At 50.0% G+C, this 17,031-nt stretch carries 14 protein-coding genes; 13 read left to right on the plus strand and 1 reads right to left on the minus strand.

Going from position 1 to position 17,031, the window contains the following annotated elements:
• Positions 1 to 1,713: an Rqc2 family fibronectin-binding protein gene (locus MST20_RS03905; protein ID WP_243940232.1), complete on the minus strand. Its 1,713-nt coding sequence runs from the start codon at positions 1,711 to 1,713 to the stop codon at positions 1 to 3.
• 146 nt (positions 1,714 to 1,859) lie between these two features.
• Between MST20_RS03905 and MST20_RS03910 the strand changes: the two genes are divergently transcribed.
• The 13 genes from MST20_RS03910 (at position 1,860) to pknB (ending at position 17,028) form a co-directional block, all read left to right on the plus strand.
• A complete protein-coding gene (locus MST20_RS03910) occupies positions 1,860 to 4,532 on the plus strand; it encodes a calcium-translocating P-type ATPase, SERCA-type (protein ID WP_243940234.1) in 2,673 nt (890 codons plus the stop codon).
• Positions 4,533 to 4,641: 109 nt separating this feature from the next.
• Positions 4,642 to 5,517 (plus strand): YicC/YloC family endoribonuclease, encoded by an 876-nt coding sequence (locus MST20_RS03915; protein WP_243940236.1) that lies wholly within the window; start codon positions 4,642 to 4,644, stop codon positions 5,515 to 5,517.
• 75 nt (positions 5,518 to 5,592) lie between these two features.
• A complete protein-coding gene (gene remA, locus MST20_RS03920; protein ID WP_003181657.1) occupies positions 5,593 to 5,862 on the plus strand; it encodes an extracellular matrix/biofilm regulator RemA in 270 nt (89 codons plus the stop codon).
• A 7-nt stretch (positions 5,863 to 5,869) separates the two neighbouring features.
• A complete protein-coding gene (gene gmk / locus MST20_RS03925) occupies positions 5,870 to 6,484 on the plus strand; it encodes a guanylate kinase (RefSeq protein ID WP_003181659.1) in 615 nt (204 codons plus the stop codon).
• A 2-nt stretch (positions 6,485 to 6,486) separates the two neighbouring features.
• Entirely contained in the window at positions 6,487 to 6,687 is a 201-nt protein-coding gene (rpoZ, locus tag MST20_RS03930; RefSeq protein ID WP_065644103.1) for a DNA-directed RNA polymerase subunit omega, read from the plus strand.
• 82 nt (positions 6,688 to 6,769) lie between these two features.
• Positions 6,770 to 7,987 (plus strand): bifunctional phosphopantothenoylcysteine decarboxylase/phosphopantothenate--cysteine ligase CoaBC, encoded by a 1,218-nt coding sequence (gene coaBC / locus MST20_RS03935; protein WP_243940238.1) that lies wholly within the window; start codon positions 6,770 to 6,772, stop codon positions 7,985 to 7,987.
• Positions 7,984 to 10,401, plus strand: coding sequence for a primosomal protein N' (gene priA / locus MST20_RS03940; RefSeq protein ID WP_243940240.1), 2,418 nt, complete (start codon positions 7,984 to 7,986; stop codon positions 10,399 to 10,401). The genes coaBC and priA overlap by 4 nt, the downstream gene beginning before the upstream one ends.
• A gap of 29 nt (positions 10,402 to 10,430) precedes the next feature.
• A complete protein-coding gene (gene def / locus MST20_RS03945) occupies positions 10,431 to 10,913 on the plus strand; it encodes a peptide deformylase (protein ID WP_243940241.1) in 483 nt (160 codons plus the stop codon).
• Between the two features lie 4 nt (positions 10,914 to 10,917).
• On the plus strand, positions 10,918 to 11,868 hold the full coding sequence (gene fmt / locus MST20_RS03950; protein ID WP_243940243.1) for a methionyl-tRNA formyltransferase: 951 nt from the start codon (positions 10,918 to 10,920) through the stop codon (positions 11,866 to 11,868).
• Complete coding sequence (gene rsmB / locus MST20_RS03955; protein WP_243940245.1) at positions 11,858 to 13,204, plus strand: 16S rRNA (cytosine(967)-C(5))-methyltransferase RsmB; 1,347 nt, start codon at positions 11,858 to 11,860, stop codon at positions 13,202 to 13,204. Before fmt ends, rsmB begins: the two co-directional genes overlap by 11 nt.
• Complete coding sequence (rlmN, locus tag MST20_RS03960; RefSeq protein WP_279599903.1) at positions 13,204 to 14,289, plus strand: dual-specificity RNA methyltransferase RlmN; 1,086 nt, start codon at positions 13,204 to 13,206, stop codon at positions 14,287 to 14,289. The genes rsmB and rlmN overlap by 1 nt, the downstream gene beginning before the upstream one ends.
• Positions 14,290 to 14,296: 7 nt before the next feature.
• Entirely contained in the window at positions 14,297 to 15,061 is a 765-nt protein-coding gene (locus MST20_RS03965; protein ID WP_243940247.1) for a Stp1/IreP family PP2C-type Ser/Thr phosphatase, read from the plus strand.
• Positions 15,055 to 17,028 carry a Stk1 family PASTA domain-containing Ser/Thr kinase gene (pknB, locus tag MST20_RS03970; RefSeq protein WP_243940249.1) on the plus strand — a complete coding sequence of 658 codons (1,974 nt, stop codon included), beginning with the start codon at positions 15,055 to 15,057 and terminating at the stop codon, positions 17,026 to 17,028. The genes MST20_RS03965 and pknB overlap by 7 nt, the downstream gene beginning before the upstream one ends.
• Positions 17,029 to 17,031: the final 3 nt, after the last annotated feature.

Genomic DNA, 17,031 nt, shown 5'->3' on the forward strand with positions numbered 1-17,031 from the left:
TTATTTTTTCAGCTTGATGATCAAGTCTTCGTCAGGTGTTACAAAAACGGTTTGCTGACTGTCGTAGGTGACAAAACCAGGCTTTGCGCCATTCGGCTTTTTAACATGGCGTATTTTTGTATAATCGACAGGAACCGAAGCCGAGTTTTTCGCTTTGCTGTAATAGGCAGCGATCTGCGCCGCTTCAAGGATGGTTTGCTCGTCCGGATCGCTCGATTGGATGACGACGTGCGACCCCGGAATATCTTTCGTGTGAAGCCAGATGTGGTCGCGGGCGGCAAGTTTCATCGTCAAATATTCGTTCTGCTTGTTGTTTTTGCCGACGAGAATCGTTTCTCCTGCGCTGGATTTGTATGTTTCGAGCGTTGGCGCCTGTTTCTTCTGTTTTTTCTGGCCCCCTTGCTGTTTGGCCCGTAAATACTTTCCTTCGGCGAGCTCTTCGCGGATTTCAGTTATATCTTTCGGAGAGGCAGACGAAAGCTGCTGAATCAGCTGGTCGAAATAAGCGATTTCCTCTTCTGCCAATCTGATCTGCTCCTTCACGACGTCCACCGAATTTTTCGCTTTTTGATATTTTGTAAAATAGCTTTGCGCGTTTTCGGAAGGCGTCTTATTCGGATTGAGCGGAATCGTGATTTCTCCGCCGTTTTCATCATAGTAGTTGATGACTCTCGCCGCTTTGTCTCCTTTTTTCAGCTGGTACAGGTTCGCTGTCAACAGCTCTCCGTACAGCTGATAATCCTTCGCGTGTTCGGACTGCTCAAGCGTTTTTTTCAGCTTTTTGATTTTGTTTTCGTTCTTTTTCTTTTCGTTTGCCGCGAAACGCTCTAAATCATGAGCCTGCTGTTTAACGCGGTCCCGCTCCGCTTTTCCGAAATAGTAGCGGTCAAGAAGTTCGCTTAGCGTATGAAAGGGTCTGTTATCGCCTTTTATATGGGTCAGCTCAAGAAGGTAAAAATATTCTTTTCCATCTTCTGTCGTGATCAGCTGGGGCTGAAAACGCCGGTTTTTAATTTCGCTGAACATCTCCGTCAAGACGCTTGGCAGTGTCGCCCTGTTGGCAAGGCCCGCGCGAAAGACGGCTTCTTTCGCAAACAGAGGCGAGACGCCGGAAAAGCTATCGACGATCTGTCTGTCCAGTTTGCCTTCCTGGAAATTCAAATGGCGGAGAATATCTTCAGTCTCCGCTTCCAGCGGTGACAATTTGTTCTGGGCGGGCGGGAGAATGTAATCGTATCCCGGAAGCACGGTGCGGTAGCTGTTCACCGAAGGTGACAGATGCTTCAAACTGTCGATGATGACGTCTTTTTCTCCGTCGGTTAACACGATGTTGCTGTGCCTTCCCATGATTTCAACCATCAGCTTTCTTGTCAGCGTGTCGCCGATTTCGTTCCGGCTCCTGATATGAAAGACCATCATTCTGTCCATGCCGATTTGCTCGACTCTGTCGATAAAGCCGCCTTCCAGATGCTTCCGGAGGAGCATGCAGAACATCGGAGGGGTGCTCGGGTTGTCATAGGTTTCGTTTGTCAGGTGAACCCGTGCATAACTCGGGTGGGCGGAGAGCAGCAATTTGCGGTTCTGCCCGTTCGCCCTGATATGAAACACCAGCTCATGCTTAAACGGCTGGTGGATTTTTGCGATCCGTCCGCCTCGAATCGTTTCGTTTAATTCTTCGATCATTCCGTATGTAAAAATGCCGTCAAAAGACATATGAAAAACTCCCTTTTCTCGTTAATCCTCTTCGTAAAGCGTCCATTCAATAATTATAGCATGATTTGGGACGAGTCTGAATAAATTGACTTATAGAGATGGATAAACCAAGAGCAACCTTTAGGGCAGGAGGAGTGGACGATTCAATGAAATGGCACGAGATGGGACAAACCGAATTGTTAGACATAACAAAAACGTCCATCGACAAAGGTTTAACAGAAAAAGAGGCCGGAAAGCGGCTGGAAAGACACGGAACAAACGAACTTCAGGAAGGGGAAAAAACATCGGCGGTCGCATTGTTTTTTTCTCAATTCAAGGACTTCATGGTTCTTGTTTTGCTTGCTGCCACATTGATTTCGGGTTTCCTCGGGGAGTATATTGACGCCATCGCGATCATCGCGATCATCTTTGTTAACGGCATTCTCGGCTTCTTTCAGGAGAGGCGGGCGGAAAGATCGCTCGAGGCTTTGAAAGAACTGTCAGCTCCTCAAGTGGCTGTGCTCCGGGAGGGGGACTGGGTGAAGATCCTTTCCAAAGAGCTCGTTCCGGGAGATGTTGTCCGTTTTGCAAGCGGAGACAGAATCGGCGCCGATCTCAGGCTTGTCGAGACAAAGAGCCTTGAAATAGAAGAATCGGCTCTTACGGGTGAATCGCTCCCCGTGTCTAAACAAGCTGAAGCTTTTCAGGCGTCAGACGTATCGCTGGGCGATCTGAAGAATATGGCTTTCATGGGAACGCTGGTCACAAGGGGGAGCGGCACCGGCGTCGTTATCGGCACTGGGATGAACTCCGCAATGGGGAAAATCGCCGATATGCTCGAATCTGCCGGGAATACGGCGACCCCGCTGCAAAGAAGGCTTGAAGAGCTCGGCAAAATTTTGATTGTCGCCGCTTTGTTCCTGACGCTGCTTGTCGTTGCTGCCGGGGTCATCCAGGGGCATGACCTGTACAGCATGTTTTTAGCGGGCGTTTCCCTTGCCGTCGCTGCCATACCTGAAGGGCTGCCGGCCATTGTCACGGTCGCTCTGTCTCTCGGCGTACAGCGGATGATCAGGCAAAAGTCGATCGTCAGAAAGCTGCCCGCGGTTGAGACGCTCGGCTGCGCATCCATTATTTGCTCCGATAAAACCGGAACGATGACGCAGAACAAAATGACGGTCACCCATGTCTGGTCAGGCGGGAAAACGTGGAACGTGTCAGGGATTGGCTACGAACCTGAAGGCTCCTTCACCATGAACGGGCGCGACGTGCAAGCCAGGCATCATAAACCGCTCCAACAGGTCCTTCTGTTCGGTGCATTATGCAATTCATCTTCGATTATCGAAAAAAACGGGGAGTTTCGCCTTGACGGCGATCCCACCGAAGGCGCTTTGCTGACGGCAGCTCGAAAAGCGGGTTTTACGGACAAATATGTTGACGAACATTTTAACATCATCGAGGAGTTTCCGTTTGATTCGACGCGGAAAATGATGTCTGTCATTGCGGAAGATAAGAGCGGCAAGCGCTTTGTTATCACAAAGGGCGCGCCTGATGTATTGATGAAGCGTTCGACGCATACGCTGACAGACGAAAAGCGCGAAATCTTCACAAAGGCAAGGCTCGCCGAAACAAGCGCGGCGCTGGAAACGCTTGCGTCCCAAGCGCTGAGGACGATTGCTGTCGCGTATAAACCGATCAAAGATACAGGAAATCTCTCGCTCGAAAAAGCGGAGTCAGGCTTAACTTTCATCGGGCTGTTAGGGATGATCGATCCGCCGCGGCCCGAAGTGAAAACAGCGATTAAAGAGTGCCGGGAAGCGGGGATCAAAACAGTGATGATCACCGGCGACCATGTGATAACGGCAACAGCCATCGCAAAAGATCTCGGGTTATTGCCGCCGCGCGGGAAGGTCATTGACGGCCAGATGCTGAACGAGCTCTCACAGGAAGAATTGGCGGAAATTGTTGACGATGTTTACGTGTTTGCAAGGGTGTCCCCCGAACATAAACTGAAGATCGTGACCGCCTACCAGGAAAACGGTCACATCGTCGCGATGACCGGAGACGGAGTCAATGATGCCCCTGCGATTAAACAGGCGGATATCGGCATTTCGATGGGGATTACGGGAACGGATGTCGCCAAGGAGGCATCATCGCTCATTCTTGTCGATGATAATTTTGCGACGATTAAATCGGCCATTAAGGAAGGGCGCAATATCTATGAAAATATTAGAAAGTTCATCAGATATTTGCTCGCATCCAATGTCGGCGAAATATTGGTCATGCTGTTTGCGATGCTGCTCGCGCTGCCGCTGCCGCTTGTTCCGATACAGATTCTATGGGTCAACCTTGTGACGGATGGCCTGCCTGCCATGGCGCTCGGCATGGATCAGCCTGAAGACGATGTGATGCAGAGGAAGCCGCGGAGTCCGAAAGAAGGCGTGTTTGCAAGGGGGCTCGGCTGGAAGGTCGTATCGCGCGGCTTTTTAATCGGAATTGCCACACTCGGGGCGTTTATGTTCATTTACAACCGCAACCCGGAAGCGCTTGAGTATGCTCAGACGGTCGCTTTTGCAACGCTCGTCCTTGCGCAGCTGATTCATGTGTTCGACTGCCGGAGCGAGCGGTCCATCTTTGACCGCAATCCGTTTGAAAACATTTATTTGCTCGGCGCAGTATTGTCTTCGATTCTTTTAATGCTTGTCGTTATTTATTATCCGCCGCTGCAGCCGATTTTCCATACGGTTCCGATTTTAATGGCAGACTGGCTCCTGATTGTCGGAATGTCGGCGATTCCAACTTTTTTATTGGCCGGGTCACTTTTGACAAGAAAAAAATAGGCTTGTATGATATAATCTTAAAGGTAATAGAGGTTTCTATTGCCTTTTCATCTTGCGTAAATTTAAATCAAAGAAGTCTTTTTCACTTATACGGAATTGGGTGTGTTTTATGATACGGAGTATGACCGGTTTCGGCAGCGCGAGCAAAACGAAGGATGGGCTGACAGCAGCTGTTGAGCTGAAATCTGTCAACTATCGGTTTAAAGAAGTAAACGCACGCATGCCAAGACCTTTGCTCTATTTAGAAGACAAAATAAAGCAAACGATTTTTAAACATATACAAAGGGGGCGGCTGGAGCTGTTCGTTTCCGTTGACGACGAGGCTCTGGTCACCCGGAAAATCCAGGTTGACTGGCCGCTGCTTGAAGAGTACCAGAAAGCCGCGCGCGAAATGAGAGAGCGCTGCCGGCTTTCAGGAGAGATCACGCTTCAAGACGCCTTTCAGTTTGACCATGTCATCCAAGTTGAAGAAGAGCCGATCCAAAATGACAAGCTTGAAGAAGTCCTTCTTGAAGCGGTCGAGGCTGCCGTTCTTGAATTGTGCAGCATGCGCGAAGCAGAAGGGCTGAGGCTGAAGGATGACTGCCTTCAGCATATTGAAAGGCTTGAAAAGCTGACAGACGACATCGCAGAGCTTGCTCCCAAGGTCGTCGGCCACTATCGGGAACGCCTTGAGGCGCGCCTTGAAGAATGGTCAACAGACGGTCTCGATGAAAGCCGTCTGCTGACAGAAGTCGCGCTGTTTGCAGACCGTTCGGATATCACGGAAGAAGTGACGAGGCTGAAAAGCCATTTCCGCCAGTTCCGCGATATTTGCGAAGCGGGCGGGGCCGCGGGGAGAAAGCTCGACTTCCTCGTCCAGGAGCTGAACCGTGAAGCGAACACGATCGGTTCAAAAGCGAATGATCACCAGATCACAAAACATGTGGTCGAAATGAAAAGCTCTATTGAAAAAATAAAAGAACAAGTGCAAAATATAGAATAGCGATTGTGCGTATTGTTTACGGATGTTCTCTGCAGGTTAAACTAGAGACGTCCAAGTACAGGGGGAACGTATAGGATGACGATTAAACTGATCAATATCGGCTTTGGTAATATCATATCCGCGAATCGGCTGATCTCGATTGTGAGTCCGGAGTCCGCGCCTATTAAGCGGATGATCCAGGATGCCAGAGACCGCGGCATGCTTATAGATGCTACATATGGAAGAAGAACCCGTGCGGTTGTCATTATGGACAGTGACCATATCATCTTATCTGCCGTCCAGCCTGAGACAGTAGCACAAAGGCTTTCCGTTAAAGAAGAAATTATGGATGAAGGGCAGGGATAAGAGCTTTATGAAAGAAAGAGGTTTATTAATCGTTCTCTCCGGCCCTTCCGGCGTCGGAAAAGGAACAGTCAGGCAGGCGCTGTTTGCTCAGGAGGACACAAAATTTGAATATTCGATTTCGGTGACGACAAGAAAACCGCGGCAGGGCGAAAGAGACGGCGTCGACTACTTTTTTAAGACGCGCGAAGAGTTCGAAGAGATGATCGAGAACAACAAGCTGCTCGAATGGGCCGAATATGTTGGCAACTATTACGGAACACCCGTTGACTACGTCGAACAGACGCTTGAAAGCGGAAGGGACGTTTTTCTCGAAATCGAAGTCCAAGGTGCGCTGCAAGTCAGAAAGGCATTTCCTGAAGGCTTGTTTATCTTTTTGGCGCCTCCGAGTCTCGCCGAATTGAAAAACCGGATTGTCACAAGAGGGACAGAAACAGAAGCCTTGATCGAAAACCGGATGAAAGCGGCGAAGGAGGAAATCGAACTGATGGACGCCTACGATTATGTTGTCGAAAATGACAGCATTGAGCTTGCGTGCGAAAGAATCAAAGCAATCGTTCTCGCCGAACATTTACGGCGCGACCGCGTTGCTCCAAGATATAAGAAAATGCTGGAGGTTGAATAATTATGCTAGATCCGTCAATTGACTCTTTAATGAATAAACTGGATTCAAAATACACGCTCGTTACCGTATCGGCACGACGCGCCCGCGAAATGCAGATCCACAAAGACGCGCAGATCGAAAATCCGAAGTCGCATAAATTTGTAGGCAAAGCGCTGGAAGAAATTGATGCCGGACTGCTTACATTCGAAAAGGAAAATCGCTAATAGCCTTAAAAATAGCAACCTATACACTAGGTTGTTATTTTTTTCAGGGCCGGCGAACAGAACATAAGGGGGAGAAAAAACGATGCTGAAAAATCGCAACATCCTGCTGGGAGTAAGCGGAGGAATCGCAGTATACAAAGCGGCCGCCTTGACGAGCAAGCTCGTACAGGCAGGAGCCAATGTGAAAGTCATCATGACAAAATCCGCCTGTGAATTTGTGTCTCCGCTCACCTTTCAAGCGCTTTCGCGCAATGAAGTATATACCAACACGTTCGAAGAACCGAATCCCCGTGTCATCGCCCATATCGATGCCGCGGATTGGGCGGATCTTGTGATCGTTGCTCCGGCAACGGCTAATGTGATCGGAAAACTCGCTTCAGGCATTGCCGATGACATGCTGACGACGACGCTTTTGGCGACGACTGCGCCGGTGTGGATCGCTCCGGCCATGAACGTCCATATGTACGACCACCCGGCCGTTCAGCGGAACATCAGCGTTCTTTACAAAGACGGCTGCCGGTTTATCGAGCCGAGTGAAGGCTACCTTGCGTGCGGCTATATCGGCAAAGGCAGACTTGAAGAGCCCGAACGGATCGTCCAGTTGGCCGAGTCGTATTTTTCAAACGAAAACAGCGGTTTGCTTGAAGGAAAGCGTGTCTTAATTACAGCGGGCCCGACAAGAGAACAAATCGATCCCGTCCGCTTTTTCTCCAACCGTTCGACAGGGAAAATGGGCTTTGCTTTCGCTGAGGAAGCGGCAAAAATGGGAGCGCGCGTGACGCTGATTGCCGGCCCGACAGCGCTTGATGATCCCGCAGGGGTTGACGTTATTCATGTTCAGTCTGCAGAAGATATGTATCAAAGTGCACTATCCGTTTTCGATGAGAGCGACATCGTCATCAAAACGGCTGCTGTCGCTGATTACAGGCCAAAGCATATTCACGATCAAAAAATGAAGAAAAAGGACGGCGGTCTCGTCATTGAGCTTGAGCGGACGAAGGATATTTTAAAAGCGCTGGGAGAGCGGAAAACAAAGCAAATCTTGGTCGGCTTTGCAGCCGAAACGCAGCACGTCGAAGACTATGCCAAACAAAAGCTGGAGACAAAAAATCTCGATCTGATTGTCGCCAACAATATAACAGCTGAAGGCGCCGGTTTTGGAACGGAAACCAACATCGTGACGGTGTTTCACCGAGACGGCAAAAAGACGGCGCACCCTCTGATGTCAAAACGGGAGGTTGCCGCCGAAGTCTTGAAGGAAGCCGCTGAGCTTGCCGGCCGGAGCGGAACGTCCTCATGAATTTCGCTGAAGTAATCGTCGATGTTACAACCAAAAATATCGACAGACCGTTTGACTACCGCATTCCCGACAAATTCAAAGGGATGATTAAAAAAGGGATGCGCGTGATTGTTCCGTTCGGCGCCCGCAAAATCCAGGGATTTGTCACCGGCGTGAAAGAATCGTCTGAGCTCGCCGGCCGTTCGGTTAAGGATATCGAGGATATCCTTGATCTGACGCCCGTTTTGACGGAGGAGCTGCTCGAGCTGTCAGATTGGCTGACAGAAAAAACACTTTCTTTTAAAATTACAGCTTTGCAGGCGATGCTCCCCGCGGCTATGAAAGCAAAATACGGCAAAGAAATCAAGGTGATCGGCGATAAGCCGCTTCCCGAACCGCTTAAAACCCTGTTCTCGCAAAAAGAAACACTTTCTTATTCCGATATAGATGACCATGGGACATTAAAGCTGATTCAGCGCCAGGTTCAAGAGGGCAACCTTGAAGTGGCGTATAAAGTAAAGCAGAAAACAAATAAAAAAACGCGGAGAATGATCGCCCCCCTTTGCGCGAAAGAACATTTAAAAGAAACGCTTGACGGCCTCTCCCCGCAAGCCGTCAAACAAAAAGCGGTCCTTCAGTTTTTCATCGACCGCAAAGAAGCCGGTGCTGTTCCGGCAAAAGATCTGATCGGCAAAACGGGAGGCTCTTCCGCATCCGTAAAAGCGCTGATCGACAAGGGGCTGTTAAAGGAAAGCGAAGAGGAGGTTTACAGGGATCCTTATCAGGACAGAATGTTCAAAAAAACCGAACCGCTTCCGCTCACTGAAGAGCAGGCGCAGGCCTACGAGGCGATAGCAGAGGCGATCGAAGACAAGCGGCACGATGTGTTTCTTCTTCACGGAGTGACCGGAAGCGGAAAAACGGAAGTCTATCTGCAATCGATCGAAAAGGTGCTGGAAGCCGGCAAAGAAGCGATCGTTCTCGTTCCGGAAATTTCGCTGACGCCGCAGATGGTCAACCGCTTTAAAGGCCGCTTTGGCTCACAGGTAGCCGTCTTGCACAGCGGGCTTTCAACAGGAGAAAAATATGATGAATGGCGGAAAATCCACCGCAAAGAAGTCCGGCTTGTCGTCGGGGCGCGCTCGGCGATTTTCGCGCCGTTTGAAAATCTCGGCATGATTATTATCGATGAAGAGCACGAAACATCGTACAAGCAGGAAGAGATGCCGAGATACCATGCGAAAGAAGCGGCGATTCAAAGGGCCGAATACCACCGTTGTCCGGTCGTCCTCGGCAGTGCGACGCCGACGCTCGAATCGTTCGCAAGGGCGAAAAAAGGCGTGTACAAGCTTCTTTCTCTCAAGCACCGCGTCAATCACCAAGTCATGCCTGACGTGTCTCTCGTTGATATGAGAGAGGAACTGCGCAGCGGAAACCGCTCGATGTTTTCCAAAGACTTAATGGCCGGACTTGAGGAAACCCTTGAAAAAGGAGAGCAGGCCGTTCTGTTTTTAAACAAAAGGGGATATTCCTCATTTGTCATGTGCAGGGACTGCGGATACGTCATCCAGTGTCCTCATTGCGAAATCTCGTTGACGTACCACAGGTATGGACAGCGTCTGAAGTGCCATTACTGCGGCTATGAAACCGGCATGCCGTCAAGCTGCCCCGAATGCGGAAGCGAGCATATCCGCTACTTTGGTACAGGTACACAGCGGGTCGAAGAAGAATTGACGAAGGTTCTGCCGGCTGCAAGGGTGATCCGCATGGACGTCGATACAACCTCGAGAAAAGGAGCGCATGAAAAGCTGCTCACATCCTTTGGCAAAGGCGAAGCCGATATTCTGCTGGGAACACAAATGATCGCCAAAGGGCTCGATTTTGAAAACGTCACGCTCGTCGGTGTTTTGAGCGCGGATACGATGCTTCACATCCCCGATTTCAGAGCCGCTGAAAAAACGTTCCAGCTGATGACGCAGGTGAGCGGAAGAGCGGGCCGCCACGAAAAGCCGGGCAAGGTGATCATTCAGACGTATACACCGTCCCATTACAGCATTCAGCTCACGAAAACGCACGATTATGAAACATTCTTCCGGCAGGAGATGCTGCACAGAAGGGAACAGGCCTATCCTCCCTATTATTATTTGGCGCTCGTCAGCGTATCGCACGAGGAAGTGACGAAGGCGGCGCTCGTGACTGAAAAAATCGCCAACTATTTAAAACAGAACATTTCAAGCGAGGCGAAGATTCTCGGCCCAGTCGCATCGCCGATCGCCAGGATCAAAGATAGATATCGCTATCAATGCGTGATAAAATACAAACAGGAAAACCAGCTTACATCGTTGCTTAAAAACATTATGGATCATTACAAACGAGATATTGAACAAAAGCAATTGATGATTTCGATCGACATGAATCCATATATGATGATGTAAAAATAACAGTGTGATGGAGGGCTTCTAGATTGGCAGTAAAACCGATCGTAACGTATCCGGCGGAGGTTCTTGAAACCCCTGCCGAACCCGTTGCGTCTTTTGATAAATCATTAAAGAAACTGCTCGACAATATGTACGATACGATGCTTGAGCTGGACGGAGTCGGACTTGCCGCCCCGCAAATCGGCGTTTCAAAAAGAGCGGCAGTCGTCGATATCGGCGATGACACGGGCAGAATTGAACTGGTCAACCCGGAGGTCGTCGAAGAGAGCGGTGAACAAACGGGTCCTGAAGGCTGTTTGAGCTTTCCCGATCTATACGGTGAAGTGAAGCGTTCGGATTATGTAAAGGTCAAGGCGTTCGACCGCCGCGGAAAACCGTTCATGATTGAAGCTGAAGGCTTTTTGGCGCGGGCGCTGCTGCATGAAATCGACCATTTGGACGGTATTTTATTCACATCAAAAGTAACGCGCTATTATGATGCGGAAGAACTTGAGGAAATGGAAGGATGATTGGATGACAAGGATCGTTTTTATGGGAACGCCGGATTTTTCCGTCCCGGTGCTCAGCACATTGATTGATGACGGCTATGAGGTGGTGGGTGTCGTCACACAGCCTGACCGCCCGAAAGGCAGAAAAAAAGTGATGACCCCTCCGCCTGTCAAGGAGGAAGCGCTGCGCCGCGGCATTCCCGTGCTCCAGCCTGAAAAAGTGAGGGAAGAAGCGGAGACGGACAAGATTTTGGCGCTTGAACCCGATCTAATTGTAACGGCGGCATTCGGACAGATCCTGCCGAAAAAGCTCCTCGATTATCCGAAATACGGCTGTATCAATGTCCATGCCTCTCTTCTGCCCGAGCTGCGCGGAGGAGCCCCGATCCATTACGCCATTCTGGAAGGCAAAGAGAAAACAGGCGTGACGATCATGTACATGGTCGAAAAATTGGATGCAGGCGATATGCTTGCAAAAGTTGAAGTTGACATCGAAGAAACCGATAATGTCGGCACGCTCCACGACAAGCTGAGCAAAGCCGGGGCTGAGCTTCTTTCCGAAACGGTTCCGAAGGTCATTGACGGTTCGATAACCCCGGAAAAACAGGATGAACGGGAAGCGACATACGCGCCGAACATTAAACGCGAACAGGAACTGATCGACTGGTCAAAGCCCGGCGAAGTCCTGTACAACCAAGTCAGGGGCTTGAATCCTTGGCCTGTCGCATACACGGTTTTAAGCGGCCAGACGCTGAAAGTATGGGCTGCGAAAAAATGCGAAACCTTAAAACAGGCAGAGCCTGGAGAGATCGTCTCCGTTGATAAAGACGGCATTGTCGTCGCTGCCGGAAATGACACCGCGTTAAAATTAACGGAAGTGCAGCCTGCCGGCAAAAAAAGAATGAAGGCCGAAGATTTTGTCAGGGGCGCGGGTCTTCAAGCCGGAATGAAATTGGGGCATAACGATGAAAAATAATGTGAGAGAAGTCGCGCTTGATGCACTGATTAAGCTTGACCAGAATCAGGCATACAGCAATCTGTTGCTTCAGTCTGTCATGAAAGCGAACGATTTAAGCGACAAAGACAGAGGCCTTTTGACAGAGCTCGTTTACGGCACCCTTCAAAACAAGCTGGCGCTCGATTATATGCTGAAGCCGTTTATTAAAAAGCCGGAAAAGGTGAAAGACTGGGTCATCCATCTGTTGAGAATGTCGCTGTACCAGATGGAATACCTGGAGAAAATCCCTGACCGGGCCGCCCTTTTTGAAGCTGTTGAAATCGCTAAAAAACGCGGGCATAAAGGAATTTCTTCATTTGTTAACGGCGTTCTGCGCTCCGTGCAGAGGGAAGGCGTGCCTTCTTTTGCCGATATTGCCGACCCGATTGAACGCCTTGCGGTTGAGACAAGCCATCCGGAATGGCTTGTCAGAGAATGGACGGATGCCTACGGGTTCGAAGCGGCAGAACAAATCTGCCGGATTCACATGATCCCGCCGAAGCAGACGATCCGCGTCAACAGGCTGAAACACGACCGGGATACGCTTCTTTCCCGCCTGAATGGAGCGGGGATTGAGGCGGAAGAAGGCGACTTGTCCGAAGACGCTGTCAAACTGCAAAAAGGAACGATTGCGTCCACTCCTTTTTTCAAAGAAGGCGAAGTCACCATACAAGATGAAAGCTCAATGCTGGTAGCGAGAGCCCTCGGTCCTGAACGGGGAGAAACGGTGTTGGACGCCTGCGCAGCGCCGGGAGGAAAATCCACTCATATCGGCGAACTGCTCGAAGATACGGGAAAGGTCGTTTCCCTTGACCTTCATCAGCATAAAGTAAAGCTGATCAAAGAAGCGGCAGGCCGGATCGGGCTTTCCAACATTGAAGCAAGGGCGCTGGATGCCAGAAAAGCCGGCGAAGCCTTCGAACCGGAGCAGTTTGACCGGATTCTCGTCGACGCTCCGTGTTCGGGCTTCGGTGTCATCCGCAGAAAACCGGATCTCAAATACAGCAAAACGCCCGAAGACAGCGCGCGTCTCGCCGGGATTCAGCTGGCGATTTTAAACGAAATCGCACCTTTATTGAAAACAGGCGGGACATTGGTCTACAGCACATGCACAATGGACCCGACCGAAAATGAACAAGTCATGCATGCTTTTTTGAAAGAACACGACGAATTTGAAGCAGACCCCACCCTCGCCGAGCGGCTGCCCGAAAAAGCGGCGCCATATGTCAAGGATGGAAGCATTCAAATCCTTCCCCACTACTTTGGAACGGACGGCTTCTTTATTTGCAGCATGAGAAAGAAGGGATCACAATAATGGAATCGAAACAAAAAGTGAGAAAAGAATTGCGGACAGAAAGACCGTCCATCTATTCTTTTGAAATAGAAGAACTGAAAAACTGGCTTTCGGAAAACGGCGAAAAGCCTTTCCGCGCCGCGCAAATATTCGAATGGCTTTACGAAAAGAGAGTCACGTCATTTGAAAAGATGACAAACCTTTCAAAAGAGCTGCGGACAAAGCTGAACGAGCATTTCGTATTAACGACGCTGAAAACGGCCGTCAAGCAGACTTCACAAGATGGAACGATGAAGTTTTTATTCGAGCTTCATGACGGCTACACGATCGAAACCGTATTAATGCGGCACGAATATGGCAATTCTGTTTGTGTAACGACACAGGTGGGCTGCCGAATCGGCTGTACGTTTTGCGCGTCGACCCTCGGCGGCTTAAAGCGGAACCTGGAAGCCGGAGAGATCGTCGCTCAGGTTGTCAAAGTGCAGCAGGCGCTTGATGAAACAGATGAACGCGTCAGTTCAATCGTCATTATGGGAATCGGCGAGCCGTTCGATAATTTTCAGGAAATGCTTGCATTCCTGAAAATCGTCAACCATGATAAAGGGCTGAATATCGGGGCACGCCATATCACCGTATCAACGAGCGGGATCATTCCGAAAATCTATGAGTTTGCAGACGAGAAGCTGCAGATCAACTTTGCGATTTCCCTGCACGCGCCGAACACCGAGATCAGAAGCCGGCTGATGCCGATCAACAGAGCCTACAAGCTTCCGGAGCTGATGAAAGCGGTCGATTACTACATTAAGAAAACCGGCAGAAGGGTTACGTTTGAATACGGGCTTTTCGGCGGTGTCAACGATCAGGTTGAACACGCGGAAGAGCTGGCAGAATTGCTAAAAGGAATCAAATGCCACGTCAACTTGATTCCGGTCAACTATGTACCTGAACGAGACTATGTCAGAACACCGAAAGAACAGATTTTCGCCTTTGAAAAAACATTAAAGTCTCATGGAGTAAATGTCACGATCAGAAGAGAGCAAGGCCATGATATTGACGCTGCCTGCGGACAGCTTCGTGCAAAGGAGCGCCAAGAAGAGACGAGGTGAATCAAGGTTGAAAACAGCCTTAAAAACGGACAGGGGAAAAATACGCCAGCACAATGAAGACGATGCCGGCATTTTCACAGAAAAAAACGGACTGGTTTTAGCTGTTGTCTGCGATGGAATGGGAGGTCATCTGGCCGGCGATGTCGCCAGCAGGATGGCCGTCTCAGCCCTTCGGGATATCTGGGAGGAAACCGAAGAAGTCCCGGCTTCGCCGGCTGAATGCGAAGCGTGGCTGAAAGAGCAGATTTCAGCCGTCAACCAAAAACTTTTCGACCATTCGAGGGCGCATGAAGAGTGTCAGGGAATGGGAACAACAGTCGTCTGCGCTTTATACACGGGAAAAACGCTGACAGTCGCCCATATCGGAGACAGCCGCTGCTATCTCCTGCAAGACGGCCATTTCATACAGCTGACGGAAGATCACTCGCTTGTCAATGAACTCGTGCGGACAGGGGGGATTTCGAAGGAGGATGCCGAACACCATCCGCGGAAGAACGTGCTGACAAAAGCGCTCGGCACAGATCCGGAAGTGAAGGTTGAAGCCCATACTTTTGAAATCGAACCAGGCGATCAAGTTCTATTATGCTCTGACGGGCTGACGAATAAAGTAGATGATGAGACACTGAAGGATATGCTCACAGCTCTTTCTTCTGCGGAGGAAAAAGCGGAACAGCTCGTTCAGCTGGCCAATGACAACGGCGGCGAAGACAATATCACCGTCGCGCTATTGGAACTTCCTTCTCAAATAGAAGAAGGTGAAGACAAGTGTTAATCGGCAGACGGATCAGCGGACGTTATGAAATCCTGCGCGCCATCGGCGGCGGGGGGATGGCGAACGTTTATTTAGCGCTGGACATCATCCTCGACCGTGAAGTCGCGATAAAAGTGCTGCGGTTTGACTTCGTTCACGATGCCGATTTTATCAGGCGGTTCAGAAGGGAAGCGCAGTCCGCTGCAAGCCTCGACCACCCGAATATCGTCAGCATTTACGATGTCGGAGAAGAAGATGACATCTATTATATCGTGATGGAGTACGTCGAGGGGATGACCCTGAAAGAATACATAAACCGAACAGGCCCGCTTCATCCGAAAGAAGCGGTCCAAATCATGGAGCAGATCGTATCCGCCATCGCACACGCCCATGATAACCAGATTGTTCACCGGGATATTAAGCCCCATAACATTTTGATCGACCATATGGGCCACATTAAAGTGACCGATTTCGGCATCGCCATGGCGCTCAGCTCGACGACCATCACGCACACCAACTCGGTTTTGGGCTCTGTCCATTATTTGTCGCCCGAACAGGCGAGAGGCGGATTGTCTACGAAAAAATCCGATATCTACTCGCTCGGCATCGTGCTTTTCGAGCTGCTGACGGCGCGTATGCCGTTTGAAGGAGAATCGGCGGTCAGCATCGCGCTGAAGCATCTGCAATCAGAAACGCCGTCGGTGAAAAGGTGGAACCCGGCCGTGCCGCAAAGCATAGAAAACATCGTCCTGAAAGCGATGGCAAAAGATCCATTCCACCGCTATGAAGCGGCCGAAGAGATGGAATCCGATTTAAAAACGGCTTTCGACCCGGACAGGCTCAACGAAAAGCGATTCACGATTCCATCTGATGATGAGATGACGAAAGCTGTTCCGATCATCAAAAACCTGCCGGAAGACGAGAGCAGCCACAAGTCCGGCGACGGAGAAGCGGAAGCGGCTCCGTTATCAAAAAAAGAAAAGAAGAAGCAGGCAAAAGCAAACAAGAAGAAAAAAAGAAAGAAATGGCCGCTTATATTGCTGACGGTGTTTTTCGTTCTCGCTGTGTCAGCCGTCTTGGCTTTAACGGTGTTTCCGTCGCTCTTTATTCCAAAAGACGTAGCAGTTCCCGACGTAGCCGGCCTCGAGTATGAAGAAGCCGTCGTCAAGCTTGAAGACGAAGGGTTTGAAGTGGATCCTAATGCTGAAGACATTGCCGACGATAAAATTGAAGAAGGGATGATCGTGAAAACGGACCCTGCAGCCGGCGATATTGTAAAGGAAGGCTCAACTGTCAAGCTTTATAAAAGCTCAGGCAAAGAGAAAACAGAAGTGGAAGATGTGGTCGGCCAGAAAGTCGACGCCGCTAAAAAGCTTCTCGAACAAAAAGGCTTTAAAAACATCAAGACAGAAGAAGTGCACCATGAAGAAGAAGCGGGCACCATCATCGAACAGGACCCTGCAGCCGGCACCGAAATCGTTGCCGCCGACGACGAGATCAAATTAACGGTCAGCCTCGGTCCGGAAGCCATTACTTTAAGGGATTTAAAAACATACAGCAAACAGGCGGCTTCGGGCTATTTGGACGACCATCAGCTTGTCCTTGTCGAAAAGGAGGCGCATTCTGAAGATGTGCCGGAAGGTCAGGTCATCAAACAAAAGCCGGGGGCGGGGGCATCCGTCAAGCCGGGAGACAAAGTCGAGGTTACGTTTTCGCTCGGACCTGAGAAAAAACCCGTCAAAACGGTGACCGAGAAAATTGATATCCCTTATGAACCGGGAGCGGAGGGCGAAGAACAAAACGTCCAAATTTCGATCGATGATGAAGAACACAGCATTTCCGACGTCTACGAAAATTTCAAAATCACGGCGCCGGCAGAGCGGACGATCAAATTCAGGATTGCGCCCGGCCAAAAAGGGTATTATCAAGTAACGATCAACGATAAAGTAGTCAGGTCAAAAACGATTGAATATCCTGAGGATGAATAAGGG

It is taken from the genome of Bacillus sp. B19-2 (assembly GCF_022832475.1).
Classification (GTDB): Bacteria; Bacillota; Bacilli; order Bacillales; family Bacillaceae; genus Bacillus; species Bacillus paralicheniformis.